General features: G+C 57.6%; 13 protein-coding genes. 6 read left to right on the top strand and 7 right to left on the bottom strand.

What is annotated here, in order from left to right; genetic code table 11:
- The first annotated feature begins 9 nt into the window (after positions 1-9).
- The 3 genes from ACVKSX_RS12505 to ACVKSX_RS12495 all read left to right on the top strand — a co-directional run bounded on the left by ACVKSX_RS12505 (position 10) and on the right by ACVKSX_RS12495 (position 3495).
- The gene (locus ACVKSX_RS12505; RefSeq protein WP_010671118.1) at positions 10-1296 is read left to right on the top strand and encodes a TRAP transporter large permease; all 1287 of its coding nucleotides are present in this window, start codon (positions 10-12) and stop codon (positions 1294-1296) included.
- A 135-nt stretch (positions 1297-1431) separates the two neighbouring features.
- Complete coding sequence (gene metC / locus ACVKSX_RS12500) at positions 1432-2622, top strand: cystathionine beta-lyase (protein ID WP_192073197.1); 1191 nt, start codon at positions 1432-1434, stop codon at positions 2620-2622.
- Between the two features lie 210 nt (positions 2623-2832).
- Positions 2833-3495: a DedA family protein gene (locus ACVKSX_RS12495; protein ID WP_010249020.1), complete on the top strand. Its 663-nt coding sequence runs from the start codon at positions 2833-2835 to the stop codon at positions 3493-3495.
- A 32-nt stretch (positions 3496-3527) separates the two neighbouring features.
- Here the strand turns inward: ACVKSX_RS12495 and ACVKSX_RS12490 are convergent, their stop codons facing one another.
- The gene (locus tag ACVKSX_RS12490; RefSeq protein ID WP_010249021.1) at positions 3528-4436 is read right to left on the bottom strand and encodes an AraC family transcriptional regulator; all 909 of its coding nucleotides are present in this window, start codon (positions 4434-4436) and stop codon (positions 3528-3530) included.
- Positions 4437-4640: 204 nt separating this feature from the next.
- Between ACVKSX_RS12490 and dkgA the strand changes: the two genes are divergently transcribed.
- Positions 4641-5465 (top strand): 2,5-didehydrogluconate reductase DkgA, encoded by an 825-nt coding sequence (gene dkgA, locus ACVKSX_RS12485; RefSeq protein WP_010249022.1) that lies wholly within the window; start codon positions 4641-4643, stop codon positions 5463-5465.
- A gap of 98 nt (positions 5466-5563) precedes the next feature.
- On the opposite strand, the gene ftsP is transcribed toward dkgA, so the two are convergent.
- From ftsP to ACVKSX_RS12465, 4 genes are all read right to left on the bottom strand, one after another.
- Positions 5564-6994, bottom strand: coding sequence for a cell division protein FtsP (ftsP, locus tag ACVKSX_RS12480; protein ID WP_010249023.1), 1431 nt, complete (start codon positions 6992-6994; stop codon positions 5564-5566).
- 141 nt (positions 6995-7135) lie between these two features.
- Positions 7136-7873, bottom strand: coding sequence for a 1-acylglycerol-3-phosphate O-acyltransferase (locus ACVKSX_RS12475; RefSeq protein WP_010671121.1), 738 nt, complete (start codon positions 7871-7873; stop codon positions 7136-7138).
- A gap of 45 nt (positions 7874-7918) precedes the next feature.
- A complete protein-coding gene (gene parC, locus ACVKSX_RS12470; RefSeq protein ID WP_354438880.1) occupies positions 7919-10192 on the bottom strand; it encodes a DNA topoisomerase IV subunit A in 2274 nt (757 codons plus the stop codon).
- 192 nt (positions 10193-10384) lie between these two features.
- Positions 10385-11149 (bottom strand): transporter substrate-binding domain-containing protein, encoded by a 765-nt coding sequence (locus ACVKSX_RS12465; RefSeq protein WP_346554479.1) that lies wholly within the window; start codon positions 11147-11149, stop codon positions 10385-10387.
- Positions 11150-11316: 167 nt separating this feature from the next.
- Between ACVKSX_RS12465 and ACVKSX_RS12460 the strand changes: the two genes are divergently transcribed.
- A complete protein-coding gene (locus ACVKSX_RS12460) occupies positions 11317-11898 on the top strand; it encodes an NAD(P)H-dependent oxidoreductase (protein ID WP_010249028.1) in 582 nt (193 codons plus the stop codon).
- Between the two features lie 48 nt (positions 11899-11946).
- Entirely contained in the window at positions 11947-12255 is a 309-nt protein-coding gene (locus ACVKSX_RS12455) for a putative quinol monooxygenase (protein WP_010249029.1), read from the top strand.
- 296 nt (positions 12256-12551) lie between these two features.
- Here the strand turns inward: ACVKSX_RS12455 and ACVKSX_RS12450 are convergent, their stop codons facing one another.
- Together ACVKSX_RS12450 and parE are read right to left on the bottom strand one after the other, a co-directional pair.
- Complete coding sequence (locus ACVKSX_RS12450) at positions 12552-13451, bottom strand: LysR substrate-binding domain-containing protein (RefSeq protein WP_163799441.1); 900 nt, start codon at positions 13449-13451, stop codon at positions 12552-12554.
- Positions 13452-13545: 94 nt separating this feature from the next.
- Entirely contained in the window at positions 13546-15441 is a 1896-nt protein-coding gene (gene parE, locus ACVKSX_RS12445) for a DNA topoisomerase IV subunit B (protein WP_010249031.1), read from the bottom strand.
- Positions 15442-15455 lie beyond the last annotated feature (14 nt).

The raw sequence follows: 15455 nt of genomic DNA, 5'->3' as shown, positions 1-15455 counted from the left end.
AGCAGAAAAATGGATGCATTGATCTTGATAGGCAGTTTGCTGGTGTTGCTGATGGTGGGTTTTCCGGTCGCCTTTGCGGTGGGGCTGAGCGCCTTTATTGGCGCCTGGTGGATCGATCTGCCGCTGGAAGCGGTGGTGATTCAGGTGACCAACGGCATTAACAAATTTTCGCTGCTGACTATCCCGTTCTTTATTCTCGCGGGTGCGATTATGGCGGAGGGTGGGATTGCCCGGCGGCTGGTCAACTTCGCCTATATCTTTGTCGGCTTTATCCGCGGTGGCCTGTCGCTGGTGAACATTGTCGCTTCCACCTTCTTTGGCGCGATTTCCGGCTCATCGGTGGCGGATACCGCCTCGATAGGCTCGGTGATGATTCCGCAGATGGAGGAGAAAGGCTATCCGCGTGATTTCGCCGCCGCCGTCACCGCCAGCGGCTCAGTGCAGGCGGTGCTGACGCCACCCAGCCACAACTCGGTGATTTACTCGCTGGCGACCGGCGGCATGGTGACCATCTCCTCGCTGTTTGTTGCCGGTATCTTTCCCGGCCTGCTGCTGGGTGGCTGCCTGATGATAATGTGCCTGGGTTTTGCCCATAAACGCGGCTATCCCAAAGGAGAACGTATTCCGTTTCGTCAGGCGCTGAAAATCTTCTTCGACGCGTTCTGGGGCCTGTTTACCGTGGTGATCATTATGGGTGGCATTCTCTCCGGCATCTTTACCGCCTCGGAGTCCGCCGCGATCGCCTGTATCTGGGCCTTTTTCGTCACCATGTTTATCTACCGCGACTTTAAATGGAACCAGCTGCATATCCTGCTGTTCCGCACCATTAAGACTGTCACCATCGTGATGGTGCTGATCGCCTTTGCCGCCGGATTTGGCGCGGTGATGACCTTCATGCAACTGCCGACGATTATCACCGAGGCGTTCACCAGCCTCTCCGATAACAAATATGTGATCCTGATGTGTATCAACATCCTGCTGCTGGTGGTGGGGACGCTGATGGATATGGCACCGCTGATCCTGATCCTGACGCCGGTGCTGTTGCCGGTCGCCACCGCGCTTGGCGTCGATCCGGTTCACTTTGGCATGATCATGCTGACCAACCTCGGGATCGGCCTGATCACCCCGCCGGTCGGTACGGTACTGTTTGTCGCCAGTGCGGTCAGTAAGCAGAAAATCGAGCAGGTGGTCAGAGCCATGCTGCCGTTTTACGGCATGCTGTTTATCGTACTGATGCTGATTACCTATATTCCGGCCATCTCCCTCTGGTTACCGCGCCTGATGGGCGTGATGTAGCGTCGGCAAAATCGGGTCCGGTGGCGGACCCGATTTTCATCCTGCGAAGCACTCTGATAATCACCATTGAGTCTCAACCCTGCTGGTCGTTTCGTGGTAACGTGAGGGCTTAGTCAGAAGCGGCAAAGGCGACTCATGACCACCAGAAAAATTGATACCACGCTCGTCAGTGCAGGACGCAGCAAGCGTTATACCCAGGGCTCGGTGAACAGTGTGATTCAACGGGCCTCCTCGCTGGTTTTTGATACGGTCGCGGAGAAGAAACGCGCCACTGCCGGTCGGGCAAAAGGCGAGCTCTTTTATGGCCGTCGTGGCACCCTGACGCACTTTGCACTGCAGGATGCGATGACGGAGCTGGAAGGCGGCGCAGGCTGTGTGCTCTACCCCTGCGGCGCGGCTGCCGTGGCGAACGCGATTCTGGCGTTTGTCGAGGCGGGCGACCACGTGCTGATGAGTGGCGCAGTCTATGAACCGACCCAGGATTTCTGTACTAAAATCCTGACTAAGCTGCAGGTTTCAACGGGCTGGTTCGATCACTGCATCGGCAGTGAAATCGGTGAGCTGGTGCAGCCCAATACCCGGGTCGTTTTCCTGGAATCGCCTGCCTCTATCACGATGGAAGTTCAGGATATTCCGGCGATTGTGGCGGCGGTTCGCGCCAAAGCGCCCGAGGCGATCATCATGATCGACAACACCTGGGCGGCCGGTATTTTATTTGATGCGCTGGCGCACGGCATCGATATTTCGATTCAGGCGGGCACCAAATATCTGATTGGTCACAGCGATGCGATGATCGGCACGGCGGTCGCCAATGCGCGCTGTATCGATCAGCTGCGCGAGAACTCCTATCTGATGGGTCAGATGGTCGATGCCGATACCGCCTACATGGCGAGCCGGGGGCTGCGCACGCTGGGCACCCGTCTGCGTCAGCATGAAGAGAGCGCGATTCAGGTGGCAGAGTGGCTGGCCGCGCGTCCCGAAGTGGCGCGGGTTAATCACCCGGCGCTGGCGCAGAGCAAAGGTCATCAGTTCTGGCAGCGTGATTTTAACGGCAGCAGCGGCCTGTTCTCTTTTATCCTGCAGGAAAAACTCAGCGCGCCCCAGCTGGCGGAATATCTCGATCACTTCCATCATTTCAGCATGGCGTACTCCTGGGGCGGCTATGAATCGCTGATCCTGGCGAATCAGCCGGAAGAGCTGGCCGCGATTCGTCCGGCGGGTGGAGTCGATTTCACCGGTACGCTGGTGCGACTGCATATTGGTCTGGAGCACGTTGACGATCTGCTGGCTGACCTGGACGCCGGTTTTGCGCGCCTGATGCGTTAATAAACTCAGGTAAAAGATAAACAGACGCTAAACAGAAGATGAACCGGGTAGCGGCCACCCGCAGAGTTTGCCGGGCTGCTGCTCATTTATTGTTAAAATTTATCCCAGACCGTTCAGGTCATCAGTGAGGTCGCTGCATTTATTGCGCAGCGCCGCGACCGATTGCCTGAATGCAGACGGATAGTTCCTTGTGACGTGATGGAATAGCAAATGGGTGTTTTACACGAGATTGTCCACGCGCTCTGGCATCAGGATTTTGCCGCGCTGGCAAATCCGGATGTGGTGTGGGTGGTGTACGGCGTGATGTTCCTGACGCTGTTTCTGGAAAATGGGCTGTTACCCGCCTCTTTCCTGCCGGGCGACAGCCTGCTGCTGCTGGCGGGTGCGATGGTGGCAAAAGGGGTGATGGATTTTGTGCCGACGATGGTGATCCTCACCACCGCCGCCAGCCTGGGCTGCTGGCTGAGCTATCTGCAGGGTCGCTGGCTGGGGAATACCCGGCTGGTGAAGAGCTGGCTGATGCATCTGCCCGCGCAGTATCACCAGCGCGCGTGGAATATGTTTAACCGTCACGGCCTGATGGCGCTGCTGGTGGGCCGTTTTCTGGCTTTCATCCGGACGATCCTGCCAACCATGGCGGGCATTGCGGGCTTGCAGAATGGTCGCTTTCAACTGTTCAACTGGCTCAGCGGCGTGCTGTGGGTCGGCATCGTCGTGACGTTTGGCTATGGCATCAGCCAGGTGCCGTTCATCAAGCGTCATGAAGATCAGGTGATGGCGATCCTGATGATACTGCCGATGGTGTTGCTGTTTCTCGGGCTGTTCGGCAGCATTCTGGTTATCTGGAAAAAGCGTCGGCAGAAACAGGCCTGACGTCAGCGCATAGCATCAGGATCCGCCGCCACTCAGGCGGACGGATCCGCTACCGTCTGCCGCACACGATTCACCTCTTCCCCTGGCGTCACGCCAAAATAGCGCTTAAATTCCCGCGAAAACTGTGAGGGACTTTCATAGCCAACCCGCACCGCCGCCGCACTCGCTTTCAGTCCATCGTGCAGCATCAGCAATCGCGCCTGATGCAGGCGATATCGCTTGAGATACTGCAGGGGCGACGTCTGCGTGACCGCTTTAAAGTTATGATGAAAGGCTGAAACGCTCATGTTCACTTCCGCCGCCAGCGCATCGACGCTGAGGTTTTCCGCATAGTGATTCTCAATCCGTCGCAGGGCACGCGCGATCAGGCTGAATTGCGTCTGTCGGCTCACCAGTGAGAGCAGCGCACCACCAATCGGGCCAGTCAGCACGTAGTAGATAATCTCCCGCACGATGTGCGGCCCCAGCACCCGCGCATCGCGTGGCTGGGTCATCACATCAAGCAGCCGCTCAGCGGCACACAGCATCGGTTCCGTCAGCCACGCCGAGTGGATCCCCGAGGTCTGCGGCTGCGGCTGGAACTGATCGTCATCGCCGATTTCAATCAGCAGATCCTGCAGGCTGGCGGTATCGACATTAAGACACAGCCCGGCAATCGGCACCTCTGGCGAGGCCCAGGTTTCGCACTCCACCGGCAGCGGCACCGTGAGCATCAGGTACTTGCTGGCGTCATACTGAAACACCGTGCTGCCGAGATAGCCGGTTTTGCTGCCCTGAAACAGGATCACAATGCCGGGCTGATACATCATCGGCGTACGGGGACGATATTGATTAGCGTAAATCAGCGACACATTTTCGACCGGACAAAGACGGTCGTGACCATGGGTCATTAATGTGACGACCTGCTGCGCCAGCCGGTGACACAGGGCATCGTGCGCCATAGCGACTCCTTTTACGGGCAAAAAACCAGTGTGCCGTGCGAATGCCTGAATCACCAGCAGCCTGGAGAATCAGGCAAGAAATTTACCGGATCGGGCATGGCGGCAGAACCGCTGTTGTTGCCTCAGCTAAGCAGGCTGAGAATTGTTGGCTAGACTTAAGCACAGTGAAATCTCACGGATTAACCGCAACGGAAAGGAGCAACTATGGCAGACCAACCCATTATCAAACTGCGCGATGGCAATATGATGCCGCAACTCGGACTCGGTGTGTGGCAGGCCAGCATTGAAGATGCACGTCATGCGGTGCTGAAAGCGCTGGAGGTCGGCTATCGCTCAATCGATACCGCCGCCGCCTATAAGAATGAAGAGGCGATTGGCCAGGCACTGCAGGAAACTGACGTGCCGCGAGAAGAGATTTTCGTGACCACCAAACTCTGGAACGACGATCAGCAGAACGTTCAGCAGGCGATGGAAACCAGCCTGGAGAAACTGAAACTGGAGCAGGTTGATCTCTATCTGATGCACTGGCCATGCCCGGAAAAAGACAATTATGTCGATGCCTGGAAGAAGATGATTGAACTGCAGCAGCAGGGGCTGACTAAAAGTATCGGCGTCTGTAACTTCCATGAGGCGCATCTGAAGCGACTGCTGGATGAAACCGGTGTCACGCCGGTGGTGAACCAGATTGAGCTGCACCCGATGCTACAGCAGCGCACGCTGCATGCGTGGAACGCACTGCATCAGATCCAGACCGAATCCTGGAGTCCGCTGGCGCAGGGCGGCAAAGGGGTCTTCGATCAGGAGATCATCAAGTCGCTGGCGAAGAAATATGGCAAGACGCCGGCACAGATCGTAATCCGCTGGCATCTGGATAGCGGCCTGGTGGTGATTCCGAAGTCGGTGACACCAGCCCGCATTGAAGAGAACTTTAAGGTGTTCGACTTCCGTCTGGACAAGCATGAAGTGAGCGATATTGCGAAGCTGGACAGCGGCAATCGTCTGGGGCCGGATCCGGAAACCTTTAACTAAGGCTGGGCGTCACCAGGTGACCTCACCTTATCTGCCCTGCGGCTGGGGCAGCTAACGATTAACGCGGTCAGGCGGGCTCTTCCTGCCTGACCGCGCTGTTATGCGCTGGGCTGCACCACCAGCTGACCGGCAGTACCGCGGTCGGCCAGTTCCAGCGTCTGACTGTAGTAGACGAACGGGAAGTGATCTGACGAACTTTGCGGGAAAGTGACCATCAGTTCCACGCTGCCATCGACCCACACCGTATCTTTCCAGCCACGATCTTCGCCCATCGGCTGCGCACCATTGACACTTTTAATCAGGAACATCACGCCCTGGATATGCAGCGACTGTGGCCGGTCAGCATGCAGGATCCAGCGCTCAAAGGTGCCCTGCTGTGCCGTGGTGTCAATGCGGCTCATATCCCAGATCGCGCCGTTAATGCCCGGCATGCTGTCACCGATGCGGAATTCACGGGTGCGAACCGCCACGCCATCCAGAATCTGATCGGCCAGCAGCCGCATCGGCAGATTATCCGTCACCAGCGGCAGCAAGCCGGTTGGCCGCAGCGTCAGGATCAGGGTTGACGTCAGAATGGAGGATGGCTCAAAGAAGCCGCGCAGCCGATCCATAATGCCCGCCGCCGTACCTGCGGTAATCGACACTTCATCGCCCTGCGACATATCCACCAGCACTTCGCGGCGTTCGCCTGGCGCCAGTGACAGGCGCTGCACCGCGACCGGCGCAGGCAGATAGCCCTGATCGCTGGCGATGACCATAAACGGGCGATTGTCGCTGAGCACCATCTCATAGCGGCGCGCATTCGAGGCGTTCAGCAGACGCAGACGCACCCAGCCGCGTGATACCTCCACAAACGGATTGCGTACGCCATTCACCAGCAGCGTGTCGCCCAGGAAACCGCCATCCTGCGGTGGGTCATAGACCGGCGTGGCAAAGTTATCGAGCCGCTTGTCCTGAATGATAATCGGGAAGTCATCGACGCCGTAATGCTTCGGCAACGGCAGCTGCCTGCCAATATCATCTTCCACCAGCCACATCCCCGCCAGTCCGTTATAGATGTGCGGAGCCATGCGGTTCGGCGTGTTGGCGTGATACCAGCAGGTTGAGGCCGCCTGACGAATCGGCAGCACCGGCGACCAGTCGACACCGGCTGACATCATACGCGGCGCGCCACCCATCAGCGCGCCCGGCAACTGCAGGCCGCTGATAGTCATGGAGACCGGCTCGTTCAGACGGTTGCTGTAGATCAGCTTAACGTCGTCGCCGCTGTAAACCCGGACGGTCGGGCCAAGATAGAGGCCATTAATGCCCCACACCGGCACTTTGTTGTTGTCGCCATTAAAAGACCAGTGGCTGCGCTGCATTGTCAGGAACAGCGGCTGGCCGCGACGGGATTCCAGCAACGGCGGAACCGGAAGTGGCGTATCGCCATTAGCTGAAGAAGCGGCACGCGCCGCATGAGGTAGTACACTGGCGCTAAGCGCCGCTCCGGCAGAAAGCTGGATGAACTGACGTCTGCTGAAAGACATAAAACTTCTGACCCTTTACGCGTGGCGCTAAGCGCCGACCCTGTTTTTATTGATCTGTTTTTGCTGTGCTGCGTTCACGACGGGCGGACGTGCCCCGCCGTGCGGCATCCCTGCAGGATAGTTCGGCGAATGGTTCGCCGGTCAGATATTTCCGTTTTTTTCGCGTTCTGCAACTTCGGCGTTCAGCTCTTCCAGCTTTGCCGCCATCAGTTCGCGACAGTGGGTCGCCAGCTTACGCACCGACGACGACTCGAAAGCCTTTACATCAATCGGTGGCAGCATCTCAACGATCACCAGCCCGTTTTTCCAGCGATTGAGGTTGATCTTGCCATGCGTGTTAGAGACCACAATCGGAATGATCGGCACACCCGCCGCCACAGCGGCGTGAAAGGCACCGGTTTTAAACGGCAGCAGGCCACGACCACGGCTGCGCGTTCCTTCCGGGAACATCCAGATGGAGATGCGCTTACTGTTAAACTCATCTACCAGCTGACCGATCGTGCCGCGTGCTTTTGCACGGTCATCGCGATCAATCAGCAGGTTACCGGTCAGCCAGTAGAGCAGGCCAAAAAACGGCACCCACAACAGGCTCTTCTTGCCCACCGTCACCGTACAGGGCTGCACCATTTTAGCCGCGGTGACCATGTCGTAGTTGTTCTGATGGTTCGCGATGTAGATCGCATTACCATAGTTCTCAGCACCTTCCGGTCTGCGCAGTTCTACTTTAAGGCCAAATACCGTCGACAGTTTGCCGAACAGATGGCCAAATGTGGCGACGTGACGCGGATTGCGCGGTGAAAACAGACACCAGATACAGCCAGATATACAGACTAAGATCGAATAGATGACCACAATAATGGCACGCAGAATCAGTAACATAGTTCCCTCATTGAGCCACGGCTGACGCGGTGTCAGCCGGGTAGTTTACGCTTCGCTATCCGGGCTCGCCGGACGCGCAGGCGCATCCAGTTCAACACGATCAATTTTTTGCAGGCCGCGCGGTAACAGCGTGCCGCGACGTCCGCGATCGGCGCGGAATTTTTGTAGCTCTTCACTGCGCAGCAGCATTTTACGCTTGCCCACGTGCAGCGTGATAGCGCTGCCCGGCGGCAAAATCATCAGCCAGGCCAGTTTGTCCTGACCGGCGGCCGCTTCCGCGGATGGAATCGAGATGATTTTGTTGCCCTTGCCTTTCGACATCTGCGGCAGCTCCCCGACCGGGAACATCAGCATCCGTCCCGCCTGGGTGATCGCCAGCAGCATGTCATCTTCATGATGGACGGCCATCGGCGTCATCACGCGAGCGTTTTCCGGCAGCGTCAGCAGCGCTTTACCGGCGCGGTTGCGCGACACCAGATCGCTGAAGGTACAGATAAAGCCGTAACCCGCATCAGAGGCCATCAGCAGGCGCTGGTCATCCGGCTCCATCAGCACCTGTTCAACTACCGCACCCGGCGGTGGCGTCAGCTTGCCGGTCAGCGGCTCGCCCTGCCCGCGCGCTGAAGGCAGCGACGTCGGATCCAGGGTGTAGCTGCGGCCGGTGGAGTCGATAAAGGCCACCGGCTGATTGCTCTTGCCGCGTGCCGCAGCCAGATAGCTGTCGCCGGCTTTGTAGCTGAGTCCGGCTGGATCGATATCGTGGCCTTTGGCGCTACGCACCCAGCCCATCTGCGACAGCACAATGGTCACCGGTTCAGACGGCACCAGCTCGGTTTCGCTCAGGGCTTTGGCTTCTTCACGCTCACGCAGCGGCGAGCGACGATTGTCGCCGTAGCTGGCGCTGTCAGCCTGTAACTCTTTTTTCAGCAGGGTATTCATCTTGCGTTCAGAGGCCAGCGTGGCCTGCAGCTGATCGCGCTCTTTTTCCAGCTCCGCCTGCTCGCCACGGATCTTCATCTCTTCCAGTTTTGCCAGGTGGCGCAACTTCAGTTCGAGGATCGACTCGGCCTGGGTTTCGCTGATGCCAAAGCGTGACATCAGGACCGGCTTAGGCTCATCCTCAGTACGGATGATCTCGATCACTTCATCGATGTTCAGGAACGCAACCAGCAAACCTTCCAGGATATGCAGGCGGCGCAGCACGCGATCCAGGCGGTGATTCAGACGACGTTTGACCGTATCGCGGCGAAACACCAGCCATTCGGTCAGGATCTCATGCAGGTTTTTCACCGCCGGGCGGTTATCCAGCCCGATCATGTTGAGGTTAACGCGGTAGCTCTTTTCCAGATCGGTGGTGGCGAACAGATGGTTCATCACCTGATCGAGATCGACGCGGTTGGAGCGCGGAACGATCACCAGGCGGGTCGGGTTCTCGTGATCCGATTCATCACGCAGATCCTCCACCATCGGCAGCTTTTTATTGCGCATCTGGTTCGCAATCTGCTCCAGCACGCGCGCGCCCGACACCTGATGCGGCAGCGCGGTAATCACCGCCTCGCCCTCTTCCTTCTTCCAGACTGCACGCTGGCGAATCGAGCCGCGACCGGTCTGATAGATTTTGCGGATCTCGTCACGCGGCGTGATGATCTCCGCCTCTGTAGGATAATCAGGCCCCTGGACAATATCCAGCAGCTGTTCCAGCGTGGTTTTCGGCGAGTCGATCAGTGCGATGGCGGCCTGAGCTACTTCGCGCAGGTTGTGCGGCGGAATATCGGTCGCCATACCCACGGCAATCCCGGTGGTGCCGTTCAGCAGAATATTGGGCAGGCGCGCCGGTAACATCTTCGGCTCCTGCAGCGTGCCATCAAAGTTCGGCTGATAATCGACCGTCCCCTGACCCAGCTCACCCAGCAGCAGCTCGGCATATTTTGACAGGCGGGATTCTGTGTAACGCATCGCCGCGAACGACTTGGGATCATCCGGTGCCCCCCAGTTACCCTGGCCATCGACCAGCGGATAACGGTAGGAGAACGGCTGCGCCATCAGCACCATCGCTTCATAACAGGCGCTGTCGCCGTGCGGATGGTATTTACCCAGCACGTCACCTACGGTACGCGCCGATTTTTTGAATTTTGCGCTGGCGCTCAGTCCCAGTTCGGACATGGCGTAGACGATACGTCGCTGAACCGGCTTTAATCCGTCGCCAATGTAAGGCAGGGCGCGGTCCATGATGACGTACATCGAATAGTTTAAGTACGCATTCTCGGTGAATGTGTGCAGGGCAAGACGCTCTGCACCATCCTGAGTCAGTTCACTCATTAATTTCTCATCCTCACATCGTGGCCCACAACGGCGGGACACCCGGCGGTGGTTTGGCGAGGATAGTACCTTATTCGCTGGTGTTAGTCACAGGGGAAGCGCGGGAGAGCAGGCGTCCCGCCGCGCGATTTCATGTGCCGGAGGCACGCCGGATTCAGACCGGCAAGTGTCTGACCTCTCTGCGGAAGTGGATCAGGGCTTTGCGCCCATCCACTGGCGGGCAATGTCACGATATTCACCAGTGGCGGTGCTGAGATGCAGCCACTGATCGACATAGAGCTTCCAGCTGATGTCGTCACGCGGAATCATGTAAGCCTTCTCGCCATACTGCAGCGGTTTGTCGGGATTGATCGCGCAGAGCGTCGGGTAATGCTGCTGCTGAAAACGCGCTTCAGAGGCATCGGTGATCATCACATCCGCATTGTTGTCCACCAGTTGCCGGAAGATGGTGACGTTATCGTGGAACAGCGTCAGTGAGGCCTTTGGCAGGTGGCTATGCACAAAGGCTTCGTTGGTGCCGCCTGCCGGTTCAATCAGCCGCACGTCAGGCCGGTTGAGCTGTTCTATGGTCTGGAAGCGATCTTTATCGCTGCAGCGCACCAGCGGGATTTTGCCATCCACATCCAGCGGCCGGGCGAACCAGGCGGTCTGCTGACGTTTCAGCGTGACGGAGACGCCGCCGACGGCGATATCACACTGCTTTGCCAGAAAATCGGGCATCAGGTTTTTCCAGCTGGTTGGCACCCACTCCACTTTCGCGCCGATCGAGGTAGCCAGCGCGTTCGCCATGCTGATATCCAGCCCTTCATACTGACCATCGGGTCGCAGGTAGCTGTAAGGCTTGTAATCCCCGGTGGTGCAGACCTTAAGCGTTTTAGAACTGAGGATGGTGTCGAGATGAGATTGTGCCTGGACAGCACCGGTGGCCAGCAGCAAAGAGAGGACAATTTTTTTCATTTTGCGTTTTTCTATAATTGTTTCACAGTGAGTTTGCCTGCCGATGGTGCCATAAACCGGCGCATTGTTGCTTCCACAGCAAAAGTGTTGTGATCAACCTCCCATTTTTCTGCGACCGCAGCGCGCGTAAGCTAAGCGCCATATTCAGGAAATGAGGCAAACAATTCATGAGCAAGATTTTAATTATCGATGGCGGCAAAACCTTTGCCCACTCTAAAGGCGAACTGAACCACACGCTGACCGACGTTGCGGCCAGCCAGCTGCGTGACATGGGGCATGAGGTGTCTGTGACCCTGGCTGACAGCGACTACGTGGTCGCCGATGAAGTGCAGAAATATGTCGATAGCGATGTGGTGATTTATCAGATGCCTGGCTGGTGGATGGGCGAGCCGTGGACGGTGAAGCGTTACATCGATGAAGTCTTTACCGAAGGCCACGGCTCACTCTACGCCAGCGATGGCCGTACCCGTTCTGATGCGGCGAAGAAATATGGTTCCGGCGGTCTGCTGCAGGGCAAAAAATATATGCTGTCGCTGACATGGAATGCGCCACTGCAGGCCTTTACCGATCCGGAGCAGTTCTTTGAAGGCGTCGGCGTCGACGGTCTTTATCTGCACTTCCACAAAGCCAACCAGTTCCTGGGTATGGAAGCGCTGCCGACCTTTATCTGCAACGATGTGATTAAAGCGCCGGACGTGCCACGCGATATTGCCGCTTATCGGACCCATCTTAGTCGCGTTTTTGCGTAAGATGGCTGGGGGATACCCCCTATTTTCCCACGAAAGAGGAATTCGCGAATGTTAACAGTCGTTGCTGAAATTTGTGTCAAACCCGGTCGCCGTCAGGCCGTGCTGGATGCGGTGAAAAAACTGATCCCGCTGGTTTTAGAAGAAGAAGGCTGCCATCAGTATGACGCGCTGCTGGACCATCAGGCGCAGGTGCCGTGGAAACAGAACTCGCCGGACTCCATTTTTATGCTGGAACAGTGGGAAACGCTGCGTCATCTGGAGCAGCATCAGCAGATGCCGCACATGGATGCGCATCGCGCCATCATTAAAGATGATGTGGTGGATGTGAAGATTCTGGTGCTGGAACCCAGCGCCTGATTCGTGCTGAAGGCTTAACCCCTTTTCGGTAAAAGGGGTCAAGGCTGCTGACAACCTCAAACCTGAGTGCCTCTGGCAGCAATGAATTAGCTCAACGCGAAGGGAACACGGTCAGAAGAGGAAAGCGTCCCGCGCCAGGGATGGCGCGGGTAGAGCGACCAGGGACTGGCTTGAGCGCCTTTCCGATCTGACCGTGTTCCCTGTGCAAGCACAATCTCACAGCGAATCCGGCCAGACTTGCCAGCATCTCCAAACCCCTGCCCTATGACAGGGGTTTTTTATTATGGCAGGAGAGATCATAGCAGCTGACGCCGATCAATCTCGGTGCGGAGAAAATCCAGAAAGCAGCCGATGCGCGAAGAGAGCGTGGTGTTGCGGTAATAGACCGCATGCACCGGCAACCGCAGCTCGCGGGTTTCAGCGGGGAGAACCGGCACCAGCCGGCCTGCCGCGCAATCTTCCCGGCTGACAAAGTCGGAGAGGCGTGCGATCCCCTGTCCTGCCAGCGCCAGCTGCCGGATGGTTTCGCCGCTGGAGGCAGAGATTGTGGGCTTAATGCGCATGAAATCGCCATCAGGCTGCCAGATCGGCCAGACGTTGTGCGCCTCAAGATGGCTGAAGCCGATGATTTGATGCTGCGCGAGATCGGCCTCGCTCTGCGGGGTGCCCGCTTTCGCCAGATAGGCCGGACTGGCCATCAGCCGGATCGCACTGCTGCCAAGCATCCGGGCGCGCAGCGTAGAGTCGCGCAGTTCGCCGATGCGAATGGCAATGTCCGTTTGCTGCTCCAGCAGATCGATCAGGATATCGTCGGTATTCAGTTCAAGCTGGATCAGGGGATAGCGGGCGCGGAAATCGTCCACCAGCGGCACAATCACATGCAGCATAAAAGGGGTGGCGGCGTTTACCCGCAGCCGCCCTGACGGCATCTCGCGCCGCAGGGCTATCTGCTCTTCGGCCTGCTCAACCGAGGCCAGGATCTGTCGCGCATGCTCCAGAAAAACCTGTCCCTCTTCGGTCAGCGCCAGCCGTCGGGTGGTGCGATGCAGCAGGGTGGTCTGCAGCTTGCTCTCCAGCCGGGACAACGCCCGGCTGATGCCCGAACTGGTCTGCGCCAGCTGGGATGCCGCCGCGGTAATGGAACCGCTGTCCACCACCGCCACCCAGGCACGTAACTCTTCCAGGGTAATTTTCACAAGGATTACTGTCTCTGCTCTGAATCTGCCGGGTTCTCCGGGGATGTGCTGGCTGAAGCACAAAGAGAACAGGACGCTTTCGCGTCCTGTTCTTTTACACTTCGATATCGGCCTTGTCGCCTTTTTCCTGCAACCAGTTACGCCGGTCTTCGGAGCGTTTCTTCGCCAGCAGCATATCCATCATGCGCAGCGTCTGGTCGATATCCTCTTCACTGATGGTCAGCTGTACCAGACGGCGGGTATTCGGATCCAGCGTCGTTTCGCGCAGCTGCAAGGGATTCATCTCACCCAGCCCTTTAAAGCGCTGAACGTTAGGTTTGCCCTTTTTGCGTTTCAGCTGCTCCAGCACGCCCTCTTTCTCATCTTCATCCAGCGCGTAGTAGACCTCTTTACCGAGATCGATACGGTAGAGCGGCGGCATGGCAACGTAGACGTGTCCGTTTCTGACCAGTGAACGGAAATGTTTCACGAACAGGGCACACAGCAGCGTGGCGATGTGCAGACCATCCGAGTCCGCATCCGCCAGAATGCAGATCTTGCCGTAGCGCAGCTGTGAAAGATCTTCGCTGTCGGGATCGATGCCGATCGCCACGGAAATATCATGCACTTCCTGCGACGCCAGCACCTCATCGGAAGAGACTTCCCAGGTGTTAAGGATCTTGCCCTTAAGCGGCATGATCGCCTGATATTCACGATCGCGCGCCTGCTTGGCCGAGCCGCCTGCCGAGTCCCCTTCGACCAGGAACAGTTCTGTTTTATTCAGATCCTGCGCGGTGCAGTCCGCCAGTTTGCCCGGCAGAGCCGGACCGCTGGTGAGCTTTTTACGCACCACTTTTTTGGCTGCCCGCATACGTCGCTGGGCGCTGGAGATCGCCAGCTCAGCCAGTTGCTCTGCGATCTGGATATTCTGGTTCAGCCACAGGCTGAAGGCATCTTTTACCACGCCAGAGACAAAGGCTGCGCACTGACGTGAAGAGAGACGCTCTTTGGTCTGCCCGGCGAACTGCGGATCCTGCATTTTTACCGACAGCACATAGGCGCAGCGATCCCAGATATCTTCAGCGGAGAGCTTCACGCCACGCGGCAGAATGTTGCGGTATTCGCAGAACTCGCGCATCGCATCCAGCAGCCCCTGACGCAGGCCGTTGACGTGAGTCCCGCCCTGCATGGTCGGGATCAGGTTAACGTAGCTTTCAGTTAACAGCTCACCGCCTTCCGGCAGCCACAACAGCGCCCAGTCAACCGCTTCCACATCGCCAGCAAAGCTGCCGACAAACGGTTTTTCCGGCAGCGTCGGTAAGCCATTCACCGCTTCGCACAGGTAGTCCGTCAGGCCATCTTCGTAGCACCAGGTCTGTTCGGTATTGTTCAGCTTGTCTTTAAAGACAATCTCAACGCCAGGACAGAGCACCGCTTTGGCTTTCAGCAGATGTGATAAGCGTGACACCGAAAAACGTGGGCTGTCGAAGAAGCTTTCATCGGGCCAGAAATGGACGCGCGTGCCGGTGTTGCGTTTAGCCACCGTGCCGGTAACCGTGAGATCCTGGACTTTGTCGCCGTTCTCAAACGCCATGTCATAGATTTCGCCATTACGGCGCACCGTGACTTCGACGCGTTTTGACAGGGCGTTAACCACCGAGATGCCGACGCCGTGCAGGCCGCCCGAGAACTGATAATTTTTATTGGAGAACTTGCCGCCCGCGTGCAGACGACACAGGATCAGCTCGACGGCAGGCACGCCCTCTTCCGGGTGAATATCCACCGGCATGCCGCGACCATCATCAATAACTTCAAGCGACTGGTCAGCGTGCAGAATCACTTCAACCCGCTTCGCGTGGCCGCCCAGCGCCTCATCGACGCTGTTATCAATCACTTCCTGACCCAAATGGTTGGGCCGCGTCGTATCGGTGTACATCCCCGGGCGACGGCGAACAGGCTCAAGGCCAGTCAGGACCTCAATGGCATCCGCGTTATAGTTAGATTGACTCATCGTAAATGTCTGAT

The sequence above is a fragment of the Pantoea sp. PvP021 genome, assembly GCF_054056055.1.
The sequence above is the reverse complement of the archived record's forward strand: the minus strand, read 5'-3'. Positions and strand labels throughout refer to the sequence as shown.